This window comes from Robertmurraya phoenicis (genome assembly GCF_047302285.1).
In the GTDB taxonomy this organism is placed as follows: Bacteria; Bacillota; Bacilli; order Bacillales; family Cytobacillaceae; genus Robertmurraya.
This window is the reverse complement of sequence record NZ_CP154845.1, coordinates 1,815,085-1,831,983: the sequence shown is the minus strand read 5'-3', so window position 1 is coordinate 1,831,983 and position 16,899 is coordinate 1,815,085. Positions and strand designations below refer to the sequence as shown.

Here is a 16,899-nt window from a genome sequence, read left to right as displayed (position 1 = left end):
TCCTCCGATTTTTTACTGTTTCTTAATGGTTAGTACTTGTTGTGGATGAATGACTTCATTACTTAAATGATTGATTTCCTTCAGATCTTCAACCGTTAAATTCACTTCCTCGGCAATAATTTCCAATGAGTCTCCAGGCTGAACGATATATTGTTCATCAGGGAGGTCTTCTATAATTAATTGTTGATTTGGAAGAATGACATCATTGGTCAATTGGTTCGATTCCATAATACTAATGACAGATGACTCATATTTTTCAGCTAAATCCCATAATGTATCTCCACTTTCAACGATGTGAATTATTTCCGCTGATACCTCTTCTCCACTTTCCTCACTTTCTTCCCCCATCAATAATTGGTAATCGCTGCTTAGTAAATATTTTGACAAATCATCTATTGATGCTGTTTCAATTGTTTGATTTTCTTGGCTGTCTGCACTTGCCTTACTCTCTTGTTTTTCTTGAACTACTTTACTATCTTTGACTGCTTCTTCCATTATCCCTGCAACCTGAACATTTCCTTGTTGCTCCACCATCGCTTGAACAGTCTCTCCTACACCAACTTTTCCAAGAATGGCGACAGGATTAAGCGAGTTTTCTTTATTTACAGTCCATTCGTTCTTATGTATCTCAAAATGTAAATGCACACCAGAAGACCTGCCTGTACTTCCCATGTCTCCGATTATATCTCCTTGTTTTACCTTCTGTCCTTCACTTACTTTACGTTTACTGAGATGTGCATACACGGTTTCAAATTGATTCGGGTGCTTAACGAATACTACATGTCCATATGAGCTGGAGTAATAGGACCTTGTGATAATCCCTTCGTCTACGACATGAATCGGCGTTCCAAGTCCACCTGCAATATCAATCCCTTTATGTTTTCCGTTCCTCGTACCATAAGTATCTGTTATAACTCCATCCGCTGGCCACATCCAATGTGCTGCCGCTTCCTGTATATCAATGGTTTCAGCTTGAATATTTTTTCCTCCTATAAATAACAGGCTTATAAAAAAGGCCATTATCCCAGCAATTAATAAACGTTTTGCAAAGTCTCTCATTAGTATCCTCCTTAATTTGAGCTTTTCCCTACACGTTATGACAGCATGTACATTGTTAGAACTACGAATTAAGCGGAGTAAAATGAAAAACCTGTCAAATCCTCTCCCCACTAAGCAATAGCACTTTATAAAGACACATTTGTTATTATTTGGATAGCTTTCGTTTTTTTATACAAAAAATATTTTAAGAATTAAAAAGGATCAGCCATTTAGCTGATCCTAGTTCTGTATTTCCATTTTATTAGGTGCGACGGGAACATCAATCTCCTTATTAAAGGAAAATTTCCCAATACTTTCAAGATTCTTATATTCAATCTTCACTTTCTCAAAATCAAATTCTTTTGCTGTTAGTATTATCGCTTCGATGGTTTGAATGACAGTAGGAGTGTTAGAAACCTCTGATTCCTCATTAAGCTGAAGAGTTAACATCCCCTTCTCATCCGAATGTACTTCTTCTATGTCTATATTTTCTGGTATTGAGGCACTTAATTTATGTGTATCAATATTTTCCTTCATTGCACTTAACGCAGATTCAATATTGTTAAAGGGTTCTCCAAATGGGACTAAATATGGTTTTTCTTGGTTCATATTCGAGTAATAAAAAAAATAGGCAAAATTTCCGTCATCTGAAAGATCTAATGACGGGGTATTCCCGTAATTCCCGATTTCAATCCCAGGTTGATTATCCGTAAATAATTCAATTCTATTAAACCCTAATGTTTTAGCCGTTCTCTTAATAATAGAAGTAAAGACAATATCATTTGTAGATCCTTGATACGTCTGCCCACTTGGAACGTTCACCTTTAAAATTCCGTCTTCAACTACTGATAACTCTACATTTTTTAACGGGAAATACTCTTGGAGGCCCCATTCTGTTTCAAGTAATTTTGGCATAGTCTCAATGTACTGTTCAAATAGAGATTTCCCTTTTTCCTTTGGGACGAGTACGGTAATCGGAACGATATTTTGTCCCTCTGGATCTGGAATGGCAAAAGTAAAGACATTCTCATCTGCCACATCTTCATCATATAATGCTGTATACGCTTCTTCTAGACCACTATCAGAAGATATCTCAAATTCTTCGTCTACTTCTTCATTGCTTTCTATATCCATTTTTTCCTCAACATTACTGTCTTGAGGTAGCTCTTGTTTATCTTCTACCATTATATTCATTTCAGCTTGATCTGCTTGTTCACTTACGCTTCGACTTTCCATCGAACTCTCAGATGAAAAATTTCCACCTAAAAGATTGGGAGAAAGTACTGCTAATATTAAAATTGCTGCAGCAGTGGCAACAGAAGGGATGATCCAAGAGCGTTGCTTTTTCTTAGCCATTTTCATCGAAATATCCTGGTAAATATCTCGAGGATCACGATGGTCTTCGATTTTAGGCATTTCACGTAGTAATTTTTCTAGCTGTTCATCGCTCCACTCTGATTTTCTCACTTGATGTCCCCTCCTTTGCCATTTTTTCTTCCATTTCCTTTTTCAATACTTTTAATGCACGATGCTGGGTCGTCTTTACCTTACTCTCTGTCCATCCTAAAGCTTGAGCCGTTTCAATAATGGTTAATTCTTGAATATAACGCAAAATAATTACCATCCTTTGATCCACTGTACAATGTTCTAAACATTGATATATTAACGAAATTTCCTCATTTTGAAGAGCAATTTCTTCAGGGATAGGACTTTCATCCTTTATCTGACCCGTAGACCAATCAAATTTCTCGGCAATTTTTTGCCGCCATCCCTTTTGCTTACGGAAATGATCAATGGCGACATTTCTGGCAATCGAAAATAGCCATGTTTTTTCACTACTTTTCCCCTCAAAACGATCATAGGATTTCAATACTCTGATATATACCTCTTGAACAAGATCTTCAGCTTGTTCTCTATTTTTCACCATATAAAAAATAAATTGAAAAACGTCATGATGATATTTTGAATACAGCTCATCAAAAACGGAGTCCATTGGTTTCCCTCCCCGTTCAACCTATTAGTCGTTAGTTTATCGACAAAAGTTACACCCATATCCATGAAATTAAGTATGTATTCTTGTCGTTATTACTTATTCTTGATTATGTTGATTAAAATTCGAAAAAATTGCTTATTAAATTTGTTATCAATATCACTAATATAGTATTTTTCAACTAAAAAAGGAAGGAGTTTTGAAAAACTCCTTCCTTTTGAAGATGTAAATTATGAACAAGGCGTCTCCGCTTTTCGATCGGGCCAGCTCCAGCGGCTAGCCCCTCGAGGTCACTTCAGGTCAGTTGCTGAAGTCAAAGGGCAGACTTCAACCTCTGTCCTTCCAGTGCTTGTCGGGGCTGAACGAGCCGCTTCCGCTTTTCGATCGGGCTAGCTCCGAGCGCTATCGGCTCGAGGTCATAAGCCATTCCGCCAAGGAGGTTAAAGTACAACCTCCCTGTCGGCTCGTCTTATGCTTGTCGCCGATGAACGAGCGCTCTCCGCTTTTCGATGTTCCTCGTGAATCAAGATGAGTCGTCAGGGTTCTTGTTGTTTTTATAAATTTCGAGGGATAAAGAAGGAAAATGTCGTTCCATGTCCGTCTTTACTATGGACGGATATATGACCTTTATGGCCCTCTACGATATTTTGAGCAATGGCCAGACCTAATCCGGTTCCAGAACGTCCTCTTGTTCTTGCCTTATCCCCTTTGTAAAAGCGTTCAAAGACGAATGGGAGATCCTCTTCTGCAATTCCCTTACCAGAATTAAATACTTCGACATGTAGTCCTTTTTCTTCGAGCTTCCCTGAAACAATAATGTTTCCATTATCCTCTGTATGCCTGATTGCATTATCAATTAAATTGGTTAAAACTTGCTCAATCCGATCACCATCAAAATAATAGGTAAATTCAAGCTGATCGAATTCTCCATTTAAATGAATTCCCTTTTCCTTCGCCAGCCCATGAAACTTACGAATGATTCGCTCCATATATGGTTTCACTTCTATTAAACTGATATCAAGCTGAATATGCCCTGCTTCCATCCGAGCGAGATCCAATAATTCATTGACAAGCCGGCCCATTCTTAACGATTCGTCATAAATGACTTTTGCCATTTCCATTTTTTCTTCTTCTGACTCCGCGATTCCATCGACAATTGCTTCACTATATCCTTGCATCATTGAAATCGGAGTTCTGAGTTCATGAGAAACATTGGCAATAAAATCTTGACGCAATTTATCAAGTTGACGCTCCTCAGTCATATCCCGAACAACCGCTACAGCACCGCGAATAAAGGTATTATTATATAATGGGCTTACGATAATGACCCAAAAGCGACCTTGAACAGAAATTTCACCTATTTGCTCCTGTTCAGTATTAACAGCTAGTTTGAAAAGTTCCATCACTTCATAGGGTACTTCTTCAGTACTTTTTGATTTACCATCCTGTTCAAAATACCAGTCCTGTAAAAATCTTTCAGCAGGAGGATTCGTAATCAGAATGGTTCCGTCACGATTAAAAGTTATAACTCCATCGACCATGCTGCTCAGGATACTAGAAAGTTGTTCTTTCTCCTGACTTAAAGCATTCAAATTAAACTTTAATTGTCTACCCATCTGGTTAAAAGCAGTCGCAAGTTCTCCAATTTCGTCATTTGTTAAAATCGGGACCTTTGTATCAAATTTTCCTCGTGCAATTTCAAATGCTGCCTCCTTCATTTTTCGAAGTGGGGCATTAATCCTTGTTGCTAAGAAGAAAGCAAAAATAGTCGTTAAAATGATGGCAACACCAGCAGCAAGCAAGATAAATTTCTTCGTCGAATTTAACGTTTCTTCCATTACTGTTAATGACTGCATGATAAATACAGCACCATTTTCCCTGCCTTCCATATGAATGGGAGCTCCGATAATTAATAATCGTGAATCCTCATCATAATTGGAGACTGGAAAAGTAGCCATTTTTTTCACTTGTTTACCTTCTGTAAAAACATCTTCTAACTCTGGATCGTTCAAAAAATAATGGACTGGTAATCCCACATTTTTTTCTATTGTTGGTGATGAAATATAATCATTTTCATCAAAAATAATCATTGCTTCTGTTTTATCATCAAGAAGTTCCCATGCTAGTTGAAGACCAATTTTTTCATCCTGCTCTTCTAAAAAGTGCGAAATACGTGTAGCTGATTTTTGCAGGTTGTTTTCCGTTTCATTAATATGATAGTTTTCAAAGAATTCTAGAAGCATCACTGTTAAAATAAACAGGACAAATATAACGAGAAAAAGAATGGTAAACCATAGTTTACCTACAACACTACGCCAGAACATCATTCATTGCCAACCTCAAACTTATAGCCTACACCCCAAACTGTCACAATCATACTCGCAGCTTCCTCAGAAACTTTATTTAACTTTTCACGTAAACGTTTTACATGTGTATCAACTGTACGTAAATCTCCAAAAAATTCATAATGCCATACCTCTTTTAAAAGCTGTTCCCGATCAAAAACTTTATCTGGAGTTTTCGCTAAGAAATAGAGAAGTTCATATTCTTTTGGAGTGAGACTCACTTCTTTTCCTTCTGCAATTACACGATGAGCGTCATTATCAATGGTTAAACTAGGAAACACAATGACATCCTTCGTCGTTGTTTCTGTTTGTAAGTAAGAAGTACTTGAAGATCTTCTTAGTAAAGCTTTTACGCGAAGAACCACTTCACGAGGACTAAATGGCTTAACAATATAATCGTCTGTGCCGACTTCAAATCCTTGGACACGATTTACTTCTTCGCCTTTTGCTGTAAGCATAATAACAGGTGTCGCTTTCTTATCTCTTAGTTCTCGGCATACTTCAATTCCATCTTTACCTGGCATCATTAAATCGAGAAGAATCACATCATAGTCATTTGCAATCGCTTTTGCCAATGCCTCGTTGCCATCTTCTGCTTCATCAATCAAATAATCTTCTCTTTCTAAATACATCTTCAAAAGACGTCTAATTCTTTCTTCATCATCCACAACTAAAATTCTTACTTCTTTATCCATTTACCGCTCCCCCTAGCATGAAAAATATGTTGTTATCTTCATTATAAACGATTGTCGAAAAGTTAGACACTTTGCTTCTTCAAATCGAACATATCGAAAATCTTCCGCTTTGATTTTTGAAAAATGCCTCCACAAATAGTGAAGGCATATAATAAAAACTTAAACTATTACAAAGGATATTACAGCAATGTCTTATCCCGCGTATGAATGTAATCCAGCAATGACTAGATTTACCGCAATTAAGTTGAACATGATGATTGCAAAACCGATTACGGCTAACCAGGCTGATTTTTCACCATGCCACCCTTTTGCAAGACGGAGATGCAAGAATGCAGCATAGAACAACCATGTGATGAGTGCCCATACCTCTTTCGGATCCCAACCCCAGAAGCGAGTCCATGCAATTTGTGCCCAAATCATCGCAAATACTAGACCACCTAAAGTGAAAACTGGAAAACCAATCAATACAGAACGATAGCTAATTTCATCCACTAAATCAAGTTTAATATTTTTCGTTAATGGCTGAAGTGCAGCACCGATTGTTTTTCTCAAAATGAGTCTAATCAATAGATAAAGGATTAAACCAGCTCCTAATGACCAAACCACTGTATTTAACTTCTTCGCATTAATAATACCAGGCACTTGAACCCATGGTTCAAATGTTCCTTCATCAATCACTTGCCACTCATTAGGTCCGATAACGGCAGGCATCGTATAATCCATTTGTGCTTCAGCACCATTTTTATCTATATAGCTATAAGATGCTTGATAATCGGTAATGGCAAACGTAGAAGTAACGGCAATAAAACCAACAACGGCCACGATTGAATACATAATGACTTCTAACCAGATTGTACTTTTACTTCGCTTTGTATGATCAATCGCTTTAACTAAATAGATAAGTGCCGCACCAAAGCTTACAGCAAGGATTGCTTCTCCAAGAGCAACTGTTGAAACGTGAACCTGTAACCAATGACTCTGTAATGCTGGTATTAATGGAGAAATCTCTCTTGGGAACATGCTCGCATATGCAATGATCAAAAGTGCAATTGGTAAAACAAACATCCCTAAGATAGATGTTTTATAAATAAAGTAGATTAAAATAAACGCAGCTACTAAACACATTCCGAAGAAAGTGGTGTATTCAAATAGATTGCTTAACGGAGCGTGTCCAGCAACGATCCATCTTGTAATGAAAAATCCAAGTTGGGCAAGAAAACCAATGATGGTAATGACAATCCCTATTTTTGCCCACTTCGCAAAGGATTTCGTTTCTTCCAATCCTTTTTTTTGCCTGATAGCTCCTCCGAAAAAGGGAATTGCTACTAAGTATAAAATGAATGCTATTAATAGAAGGTTTGCACTTAAATTAGCCAACCTAATTCCTCCTTACTTCGAGAGTGATTCACTACTCATTCTCACGATCTTTTTTCAATTGGGAGTCTGCGTCTTCTTTCTCTTGAAGTTGATCTAATGGCTCTTCTATCCCTGAACCTTCTAAAATCGTACTAATTTCCCGCTTAATTCCATACCAGTTTTTATTGGTATGAGCAGCCACCCAAATTTCATCGTCTTTTCTTCTCAACCAAATTCTTCTATGGTTCCAATATGAGCCTTGAGCAACCCCTACCATGAAGATAAAACCGCCTACAGCAAATAACCAAAGGGTCAGATCCTTGCGAACGGTTAACCCCGTTACATCGTTCGTTTCAATTCCTGAGAATCGAAGTTGGTATTCATTATCTCCAAAAGGTTCCAAGTTTTGCTGAATCGCTACGAAACTGATTTCACCATCTGGTTTTTCTGGAGAGAACATTTTAAATACGAATGCTGGATTATTCGGGATCCGTGATTTCGTCGTCGGTTCTCCGCTATCGTTAAATTCAAAATCTGGAAAATAACTCATCACTTCAACTGCGTACCCACTGCCCAAATCAAAATTCTTTTGCGGTTCGTTCAAGTCAATCTTGAGACTACCGAATTCTTCCTTACTAACCTTATTTACAAGCGTAAATGACATCGTCGATAGTTCACCAAGTCTATACTCTGTTTGGTAGAGAGCATACCCATCGAATTTTAAAGGTTGGTTTACACGAATATAATGTTCTTTAATTTCTTCTAATTTTGCTTCCTCACCAGGGAGAGAATCATCTGCCTTCTTATAAAGGATGACATCAGATTGAAAGTTTTTCGGAACCATCCCTGCACTTTCAATTGCTTCACTGAAAGCTTCATTATCTTTTTCCTTATCATAAACCTCTAGAGTAAATTCTTTATTTTCTAAGTAATACTCCCCGTTCGTTTCAGGAATTACCTTTGTTTCTCCTTCTCTTAACCAGAGCATACTATCAATATACATCCCCGGTACGAATCGAAGCATCCCGCCTAAGAGGAAGATGATTAATCCACAATGGTTCACATACGGACCCCAACGGGAAAAACGTCCTTTTTCTGCGAGAATATTCCCTTCCTCTTCTCGAATCTTATAACGCTTTAATTTGAGATTTTCTTTTACCTTTTCAAAAGAATCATCTATATTCTCAGAAGTAGAAACCGTAAACAAACGTTGACGCATTAAAAAACTTTCATGACGAGTAACCCTTTGTTTCTTTAAAGCTCTATAAAGTGGCACGGCTCTATCAATACTACAAATAACTAAAGAAACACCGATTGAAGCAATTAAGATTAAATACCACCAAGAGCTATATAAATTATGAAAGCCAAGATCATAATAGAGTTTTCCTAACCAACCATACTGATCTTCATAATATTCAGCAGTAGTCATAATGTTGGGAATGTACATTTCCTGAGGAAAAATGGTTCCTACTGCAGATGCAATTAGAGTAATAACAATTAACCAAACACCAACTTTTACTGAAGAGAAAAAGTTCCAAATCTTATCGATGATTGTTTTATTGTAGGTTTGGGAACGACGTGCGCTCCCTTCATATCTCATATCGTGGAGCTTCCCCTGTGTTTTTTCTTCCATTAATGTTATCCCGCACGATTCACAAAGTACTGTACCATGTGGATTCACATGACCACATTCACATTTTACTTCCTTCATTATAAAAACTCCTCGTACCCTATGGTTTTATCTCTTTTATCATGTCAATTACGACTTGTTCATTAATGATTTCACCCTTATGGATTTGGACGACCGTTCCATCCTTGTCAATGAGGAACGTAATTGGCAGTGGATCAACTCCATAAGCTCCAACTACTTCTGCATTTTTATCTTTTAAGATTGGAAATGTTAAATCGTGCTTTTTAATAAACTCATTGATTACTACATTCGATTCGCCAATGTTTACGGCTAAAATTTGTATACCGTCGTCCTTGTTCTCTTGATATTGTTTATCCATATAAGGCATTTCTCTTTCACAAGGCTTACACCATGTCGCCCAAAAGTTTAAAAGTACTCCTTGACCTTCATATTCAGATAAGCGGTGCTTTTCCCCATTCATATCAGTGAGAACAAAATCTGGTGCTTTTTTTCCTACGGCTACTTTCTGAATATCATCTTTCGTAAAATTAGCATACAGAGTATAAACGACAGCAGCTCCTAAAACTAGTAAAATCACGGTTCGAATGAATAAACGCTGCTTTTTCATATGTATTCTCCCCTCCGAATTGCAAGCAAAATGAACACAAGTTGGAATAATTATAACATTTTTCAACATATAGACATTGTTATCTTTGTCAGTATGTGTGACACTTCTATGAATTTTTCCATATATTTAGTGAATTAATTCACATCTCAAATACGATATCTAGAGCTACTTTTTTTCGGTTGCTGATGCTAGAGCACGAAGTTGTTTCACTTCATGAGGAGATAGCTCTCTCATGTCTCCCACACTTAAGCCTTGTAATGTTAGAAAGCCATACCTTTCTCGCTTTAATTTCATAACCGGATGACCAATCGCTTCGAACATTCTTCTCACTTGGCGATTTCTTCCTTCATGAATCGTTAATTCAATGATTGATGTTTGTTTTTTCTTATCAATGCTAATGACTTTTGCTTTTGCTGGAGCTGTTTTCCCATCCTCTAGCTGGACACCCTTTTCAAGACCACGGACTTTTTCCCTTGAAGGAATGCCTTTAATTTTTGCAACATATACTTTTTCGATTTCGTTTTTTGGATGCATGAGTAAATTTGCAAATTCCCCATCATTCGTTAATAAAAGGAGGCCCGTCGTGTCATAGTCTAGTCGGCCTACAGGGTAAACTCTTTGTTTAATTTCTGGTAAGAAATCGGTTACCACTTTTCGTCCTTTGTCATCTTTTACACTGGAGATAACTCCTCTTGGCTTATAAAAAAGGAAATAAACAGGTTCTTCTCCCTCTACGGGGATTCCGTTTACTTCTACTTTATCTGTTGAAGAAACTTTGATTCCTAATTCTTTCACTACTTTGCCATTTACTTTCACTTGTCCATCTATTATGAGCTGTTCTGCTTTTCTCCGTGAAGCAAAACCAGCGTGGGCAATTACTTTCTGCAATCTTTCCATTTCTGCCACCTCAGTTAGTTGATTCTTTCATTTATACTTCCTACTGAATTATGACATAAGTCACGCCATTTTCAAAGTAAACCTTATTGATATCTCTACTAGATCTTCTTAGAAAACCAAAAAAAGATACCTTTTAACAGGTATCTTCAGAACATATCATCCAAACACAAGTGTGACGACGATAACTGCTGCGATTATTCCGACAAGGTCTGCTAATAAGCCGACTTTTAATGCGTCACCCATTTTTTTGATTCCTACGGCTCCGAAATAGACGGTTAGCACGTAGAATGTCGTGTCTGTACTTCCTTGAATGGTTGCGGCGAGACGACCGATGAATGAATCTGGTCCATGAGTTGCCATGATATCACTCGTCATACCGAGAGCAGCTGTTCCAGAGATAGGACGAATGATTGCAAGTGGCGCAATGTCGGCTGGTATCCCTAAAGCTTCAAGACCTGGACGAATGAAGCCCATGAGAAAATCGAGAGCCCCAGACGCTCGAAAAACCGAAATGGCTACTAGCATCCCTACTAAAAAAGGAATAATCGAGACCGCAATTTGGATCCCTTCCTTCCCTCCTTCGACGAAACTCTCATAGGTAGGAATACGTTTATACGTGCCGTACATCAATATGAAGGCTATTAACACTGGTATAAACCATAAAGAAATTAAAGACACAATACCCATATATCATTCATCCTTTACGACTTCTTCGATAGTAAAAGAACCGGTCAATTAGTATCGCCCCTATTGTTGAGCAAAGGGTCGCAATCAGGGTTGTCCCGACAATATCAGTGGGATTTGCCGAATTATAATTCATGCGGATGGCTATCACAGTTGTAGGGATTAAAGTAAGACTAGATGTATTGATCGCTAGAAAAGTAATCATGGAGCGGCTCGCCTCATTGGATCCTCCGTTTAGCTGACGCATTTCTTCCATCGCTTTTATTCCTAAAGGAGTAGCGGCATTCCCTAATCCAAACATATTCGCCATCATATTAGAGAGAATATAACCCATTGCAGGGTGGTCATTTGGTATCTCAGGGAACAATCTTTTTACAAGTGGACGAAAGAGTTTAGCCAAAATTTTCAGTAGTCCAGCATCCTCAGCTATTCTCATCATCCCTAACCAAAATACGAGAATGCTAATTAAGCCTATACATAAAGTGACCGCTTCCTTTGCCCCAGAAAAAACAGCCTCATTAACCTCGCTCATCGTGCCATTAAAGATAGCAAAAACGACGCCAAATACGGTCATAAAAACCCAAATTAAATTAACCATTTCTATTCACACCCATCATCGCCGTAAAGATTTTCTTGAATCGTTCAAAAAATGATGGAGGCTTCTCTTCATCAACCTTATAATAAATAGGAAGTTCTTTAATTGGCTTATTCTCGAATGTAATAATGGCCTTTCCTACAACAGATGGAATATTCCTCATTTCATCCCATTCATTTTTCGGTTTTTCCAGCTTCATTTCCACTTGGAACTTTTCCTTTTCATCGGAGGTTACGGGATAAGTGTAACCATGCTCCAAATACACCTTCTCCTTATAAAAATCATCATCAACTTCTTTAATAATTCCTTCTTCAATGACTTGAACCATATCATAATTTTTAAATGCCATTTCAAACATGCCAATATGGTCATTCCAATCATCTGGTCCATTCAAGGTTACAGCAATTAGGCTCATATCATCTTTCATGGCGGTACTTACTAACGTTCTCTTTGCTAGCTTTGTATAGCCTGTTTTTCCTCCAGTTGAGTGGTCGTAAAGTCCAGTGAGCAGCCTATTTTTATTACGCCAAACTCTGTCCCATTTTTCAGTAGGATTTGGTGCCCGATGAATCTCTGTACCTGCAATTTTTCTGTATGTATCATTTTCCATGGCGTAGCGTGTTAAAATCGCCATATCGTAGGCCGTTGAATAGTGCTCATTTGAATCGTCTAATCCGTGTGGATTGGCAAAATGTGAATTTGCCATCCCAATTTCCTTTGCCTTTTCATTCATTAGAAAAACAAATCCTTCTAGACTTCCTCCTACATGCTCAGCAATAGCAACGGCTGCATCATTTCCAGATCTAAGCATTAAACCATATACTAAATCTTCCAGCTTTACCTTTTCATTTTTTTTCAAATACAAAGACGAGCCTTCTGTCCCTTCTGCTCGATCACTAATGGTAACCATTTCATCAAGTTTACCTGATTCAATTGCTAAAATGGCTGTCATAATCTTTGTAATACTAGCGATTCTTTGTTTTTCATGGGCACCTTTATCAAATAAGACCCTCCCAGATTCCTGCTCCATTAAGATCGCATTTCTGGCACTAACCGAAACAGAAGCTTCAATCTTCTGGGGAATATTCGATAGCAATAGCGAAAAAATCAATGTCATTATTATGAGCTTCCACTTCATGTTCATTATGCATAACCTCGCACTATTTGTTTGTACAAGTTTATGCGGGACAAGGTATGATATGACTAAAAACTAAAAGTGAGAGAAAATTTGAAGGCTCTATTCATCGGGATAAATCCTTTTTCCTTCAGAGAAGAGCCTTACATGCTTTAATTGATTAAAAAGGCTTCCACACTAATTGTTTCGCTTTCAAAAATCTCTGTTCAACATCATTCCAATTGACGATCTCCCACCAATTATTGACATAGTCAGCACGTACATTTTTATATTGTAAATAATAGGCATGTTCCCAAACATCTAGTACCAATAAAGGAATCGTATCCCACTGGGTTAGTAGCATATGACGTTCTGACTGAAGGATTTCAAGATGTCTCGCTCTCGGTGACCATACGAGAATTGCCCAACCGACACCTTCAACCGCATTTGCTGCCTCTGTAAAGTGCTTTTTAAAGGATTCGAAACCACCAAAATACTTTTCTATTTCTTTAAGTAATTTACCGGAGGGCTTCCCACCACCATTTGGACTCATATTATTCCAAAAAATCGTGTGTAAATAATGACCTGATCCATGAAAAGCTAGCTCTCTAGACCAATGCTTAACAAGGGAAAAGTCTCCCTTTTTTCGTGCTTCATCCAGTTTTTTCTCTGCTTTATTCAGACCATCGACATAAGATTGATGATGTTTTGTATGATGGAGTCTCATAATTTCCTCTGAGATAGCAGGTTCGAGCGCATCATAAGCGTAAGGAAGTGGAGGCAACTCATGTTTTCCGGTTTCTACATAGGGCTCCTTCATATAGATGGAACCAATCGCTTGACGTTTAATGAAGTAATCCTCCATGTCGTCATGGAGTTCCTCGACCTTTGCCTGAAGTGTCATTAATTGTTCACTCGTTAGTTGACCTGGCTGTTCGATATGATCCATTACTTCTGTTAGTCTATCTAGTTTTGTCCACATTTCATCATCTCGCTCAATTTGCTCCGATTGTAAAAATTGCTTCATTTCCTCATTCCATTCCATGACCTCTTTTACGTATTCTTCAAATCTCCCCATTATTCACCCTCATTTCTTTTCTATGATAAGACCATCCCATATTCTTTCATATCGTATGATTAGGCGAATTTTTGTGTGAATCAGTGAAACTGAAAAAACCCTATTCCATTCAGAATAGGGTTGGTTGTATGGTTGTCATTATTTAGATTGAATCATTTTGGTACGATAATCTGTTTCGTAATATTCGAGTTCTTCTCGAATGCTTTGGAAGCTTCCCTCTAATCCTTTTAATAGATTAATGACACTTGTCGGAACTTTCTCTTGAAACTTAATCGAATTGCGTCCTGTATAGGCTGCACGACTGTCTTCAAACCATGCATCACTTTTCGGTTGGAAAAATTCTTCTACACATTGATGATAAATACGATAAAGTGTTTTTTCCGCTGCCCCTTTTGGGAAGGTATCAGTTTGTAGAATGACGACACAAGCTTCTAAGCCCTCTTCACAATAAACCAATAGCTTACGAACATTAGACAAAACCATTTTGTAGTAAGCTTCGTTTCCTTGCTCTTCTTCTATTAGAGAAGACAATGTTGTTTGATTAAGATAATCCTCGAGCGTATTAACAGTCGTTACTAGAAAATTTCTTACATCCTCAAGTTGCGATTTGACCATTGTATTTGCCAATTCATACACCCCTATGAATATATTAGACAGACGAGTTGTTTTTTCACGGAAGAAATGAAACCGTTTTTGAAAAGTTACTCCATCAGTTTATTACCAATCTACTTACTGCGGTTGTACGATAAACTCCATTGAAGAACGAAGCTCATAGCCTTGCCCATTTGCTAGTGATTCAAAAATAGATTCTATTTTTCCGAAATCCAAATCTTTAAATAGCGATGAGAATTCAACCTTTGTATTAATGTAAACGCGCTTACGAGTACGAAATTCTGGATGCTTAATGAGACACACTAGCGCAACGATATCTTTAAAATCAACTGACATGCTGCCAGCTTCAAAGATAGGTTCTTCTTGATAAGGCGTAAATTCAGAAAAAAAATCGTCAAAGTACCGCAAGTACAAAACTTGAAACGTCTTCTCGATTCCCTCATCTTTAAAAGTGACTCCACTTTTATTAAAAAAATCCTCTGAAGTATTTGATTTCGTTTTTTCTAATTCATACCCTTTACAATCCGTAATAAACATAAAATCATCCTTTGTTCTATAAGATTTATTACTGCATGATGATTGTGTTCATTATTTAGCTGTTTGTTTTGTGATTTATCGTCTCCTAAGTTGTCACAGCAAGTTAATGTTACTCTTATTCTACCATATTCTCATTATTCTGTGTCAGAAAATCAAGGATCGAGCGTTTCTTGGAATTTCTCAAAAAACAGAATCCGCTTCTTCTTGAATATACTCTTCATCGACCTTCTCTGGAAGAGGTGGAAGTTCCTCAATGCTTCTCAATCCAAAGTAATCAAGGAACTCTTTCGTTGTTCCATACAAAATAGCTCGTCCGGTTCCTTCAGCTCGACCCACTTCTTTAATTAATACTTTTCCAACTAATGTATGAATTGGTCGCTCTGTTTTGACACCTCTAATCTCCTCAATCTCCGCTCTTGTTATCGGCTGCTTATAGGCAATAATCGCCAATGTTTCAAGGGCTGCCTGAGACAAAGTCGTTGTCGTAGGCGACTCTACAAGCTTCTTTAAGTAGGTAGAGTTCTCTTTCTTTGTCGCCAACTGATAATGGCCTGCGAATTGTACGACAGTTATGCCACGATTTTGATCAGTTTCATAATCCTCTGTAAGTTGTAGGAGAATTTCTCCTGCATATGCTTCTTCTATTTCTAATACTTGTGAAATCTGTTTAATTGATAAGCCTTCATCACCAGCGGCAAAAAGAAGACTTTCAACAATTCCTTTCCAATTAACAACTTCCAAAAATGTTACTCCTTCCCCATCACAAAAATTTCCGAGAAATTACTTTCTTGTTCAACAATGATTTCTCTCCGCTTCATTAATTCCAAAACGGCCAAAAAAGTAATGACGATATGATCCTTTTCCTGCCAAGGAAATAAATCAAAAAAGCTTCTTCTACCCTTATTTAGCTTTAAATCCTTCAATATTTCATCCATTCTTTGCTCAATCGGAATTTCTTGGCGTGAGATTTTCGTTGGTAGAGGTCTTTGCAGCTTTTTTCGTCGTAAAAGTTTTTGCAGAGCGCCTAACATATCATAAAGGGATACATCTAGGTCTTTTCTCTCCGTACCCGGTTCAGTAGAAAAATCAGCTAAATCACTTGGGGGCTTCGTAAACATTAAACCTCGTTCTATTTCAAGATTCTTCAAGTCAGATGCTGCTTCTTTGTATTTTCGATATTCGATTAAGCGTTCAACTAATTCTTCCCTCGGATCCTCTTCGAAATCAAATTCGAACTCATCCTCTAACGTTTCCTCGTGTTTCGGGAGAAGCATTTTGCTTTTAATCGCTAAAAGAGTTGCCGCCATAACTAAATATTCACTTGCTACATCGAGCTGAAGCTCTTTCATTGTATGTATATAAAAGAGGTACTGCTCCGTAATTTCAGAAACAGGAATGTCATAAATATCAATTTCAAGACGATTGATTAAATGAAGGAGTAAATCAAGTGGTCCTTCAAATGCATCAATCTTCACATTGTAGTGATCCATATTTTTTCCACCAAAGCTTTTCATTATAGATTCGTATAAATACTATTATAAGTATAGAGGATTAACGAAGGATATCCAATAAAAATTTAGTGCTAGCATGCGCTTTCCACTAACTTCCATCACCTGTGCCAATTCCTTTAGGATAAATGCCTATACAGATCAAATCACCCCTACATACGATAGTACTGTAATACAAAGATAAGCAAGTAG

16 protein-coding genes and 1 pseudogene are annotated in these 16,899 nt (G+C 37.5%); all 17 read right to left on the bottom strand.

Annotated elements, in window-relative coordinates; translation table 11 throughout:
• Positions 1–12: 12 nt before the first annotated feature.
• Positions 13–1,059: a peptidoglycan DD-metalloendopeptidase family protein gene (locus AA0X71_RS09010; protein ID WP_413361502.1), complete on the bottom strand. Its 1,047-nt coding sequence runs from the start codon at positions 1,057–1,059 to the stop codon at positions 13–15.
• Between the two features lie 219 nt (positions 1,060–1,278).
• Positions 1,279–2,505, bottom strand: a complete 1,227-nt coding sequence (locus AA0X71_RS09005) for a GerMN domain-containing protein (protein ID WP_413361500.1) — start codon at positions 2,503–2,505, stop codon at positions 1,279–1,281.
• Positions 2,480–3,031, bottom strand: a complete 552-nt coding sequence (gene sigX / locus AA0X71_RS09000) for an RNA polymerase sigma factor SigX (RefSeq protein WP_413361498.1) — start codon at positions 3,029–3,031, stop codon at positions 2,480–2,482. The genes AA0X71_RS09005 and sigX overlap by 26 nt, the downstream gene beginning before the upstream one ends.
• A gap of 551 nt (positions 3,032–3,582) precedes the next feature.
• Entirely contained in the window at positions 3,583–5,355 is a 1,773-nt protein-coding gene (locus AA0X71_RS08995; protein WP_413361496.1) for an ATP-binding protein, read from the bottom strand.
• Positions 5,352–6,068: a response regulator transcription factor gene (locus tag AA0X71_RS08990; protein ID WP_019154349.1), complete on the bottom strand. Its 717-nt coding sequence runs from the start codon at positions 6,066–6,068 to the stop codon at positions 5,352–5,354. The genes AA0X71_RS08995 and AA0X71_RS08990 overlap by 4 nt, the downstream gene beginning before the upstream one ends.
• 192 nt (positions 6,069–6,260) lie before the next feature.
• Positions 6,261–7,445 carry a c-type cytochrome biogenesis protein CcsB gene (gene ccsB, locus AA0X71_RS08985; RefSeq protein ID WP_413361494.1) on the bottom strand — a complete coding sequence of 395 codons (1,185 nt, stop codon included), beginning with the start codon at positions 7,443–7,445 and terminating at the stop codon, positions 6,261–6,263.
• Between the two features lie 31 nt (positions 7,446–7,476).
• Positions 7,477–9,135, bottom strand: a complete 1,659-nt coding sequence (locus AA0X71_RS08980; protein ID WP_413361492.1) for a cytochrome c biogenesis protein ResB — start codon at positions 9,133–9,135, stop codon at positions 7,477–7,479.
• 19 nt (positions 9,136–9,154) lie between these two features.
• Positions 9,155–9,682: a thiol-disulfide oxidoreductase ResA gene (gene resA / locus AA0X71_RS08975; RefSeq protein WP_413361490.1), complete on the bottom strand. Its 528-nt coding sequence runs from the start codon at positions 9,680–9,682 to the stop codon at positions 9,155–9,157.
• A 165-nt stretch (positions 9,683–9,847) separates the two neighbouring features.
• A complete protein-coding gene (rluB, locus tag AA0X71_RS08970) occupies positions 9,848–10,579 on the bottom strand; it encodes a 23S rRNA pseudouridine(2605) synthase RluB (RefSeq protein ID WP_413361488.1) in 732 nt (243 codons plus the stop codon).
• 156 nt (positions 10,580–10,735) lie between these two features.
• Entirely contained in the window at positions 10,736–11,266 is a 531-nt protein-coding gene (locus tag AA0X71_RS08965; RefSeq protein WP_413361485.1) for a spore maturation protein, read from the bottom strand.
• 7 nt (positions 11,267–11,273) lie between these two features.
• Positions 11,274–11,861 carry a nucleoside recognition domain-containing protein gene (locus AA0X71_RS08960; RefSeq protein ID WP_413361484.1) on the bottom strand — a complete coding sequence of 196 codons (588 nt, stop codon included), beginning with the start codon at positions 11,859–11,861 and terminating at the stop codon, positions 11,274–11,276.
• Positions 11,854–12,975 carry a D-alanyl-D-alanine carboxypeptidase family protein gene (locus AA0X71_RS08955; protein WP_413361482.1) on the bottom strand — a complete coding sequence of 374 codons (1,122 nt, stop codon included), beginning with the start codon at positions 12,973–12,975 and terminating at the stop codon, positions 11,854–11,856. The genes AA0X71_RS08960 and AA0X71_RS08955 overlap by 8 nt, the downstream gene beginning before the upstream one ends.
• Before the next feature lie 178 nt (positions 12,976–13,153).
• Positions 13,154–14,050 (bottom strand): superoxide dismutase, encoded by an 897-nt coding sequence (locus AA0X71_RS08950; protein WP_413361480.1) that lies wholly within the window; start codon positions 14,048–14,050, stop codon positions 13,154–13,156.
• A 138-nt stretch (positions 14,051–14,188) separates the two neighbouring features.
• Positions 14,189–14,677, bottom strand: a complete 489-nt coding sequence (locus tag AA0X71_RS08945) for a YpuI family protein (protein ID WP_413361478.1) — start codon at positions 14,675–14,677, stop codon at positions 14,189–14,191.
• A gap of 102 nt (positions 14,678–14,779) precedes the next feature.
• Positions 14,780–15,199, bottom strand: coding sequence for a hypothetical protein (locus tag AA0X71_RS08940; protein WP_413361476.1), 420 nt, complete (start codon positions 15,197–15,199; stop codon positions 14,780–14,782).
• A gap of 152 nt (positions 15,200–15,351) precedes the next feature.
• Positions 15,352–15,940 (bottom strand): annotated as a pseudogene (gene scpB, locus AA0X71_RS08935) (SMC-Scp complex subunit ScpB).
• 5 nt (positions 15,941–15,945) lie between these two features.
• Positions 15,946–16,689, bottom strand: coding sequence for a segregation/condensation protein A (locus AA0X71_RS08930; RefSeq protein WP_413361474.1), 744 nt, complete (start codon positions 16,687–16,689; stop codon positions 15,946–15,948).
• Positions 16,690–16,899: the final 210 nt, after the last annotated feature.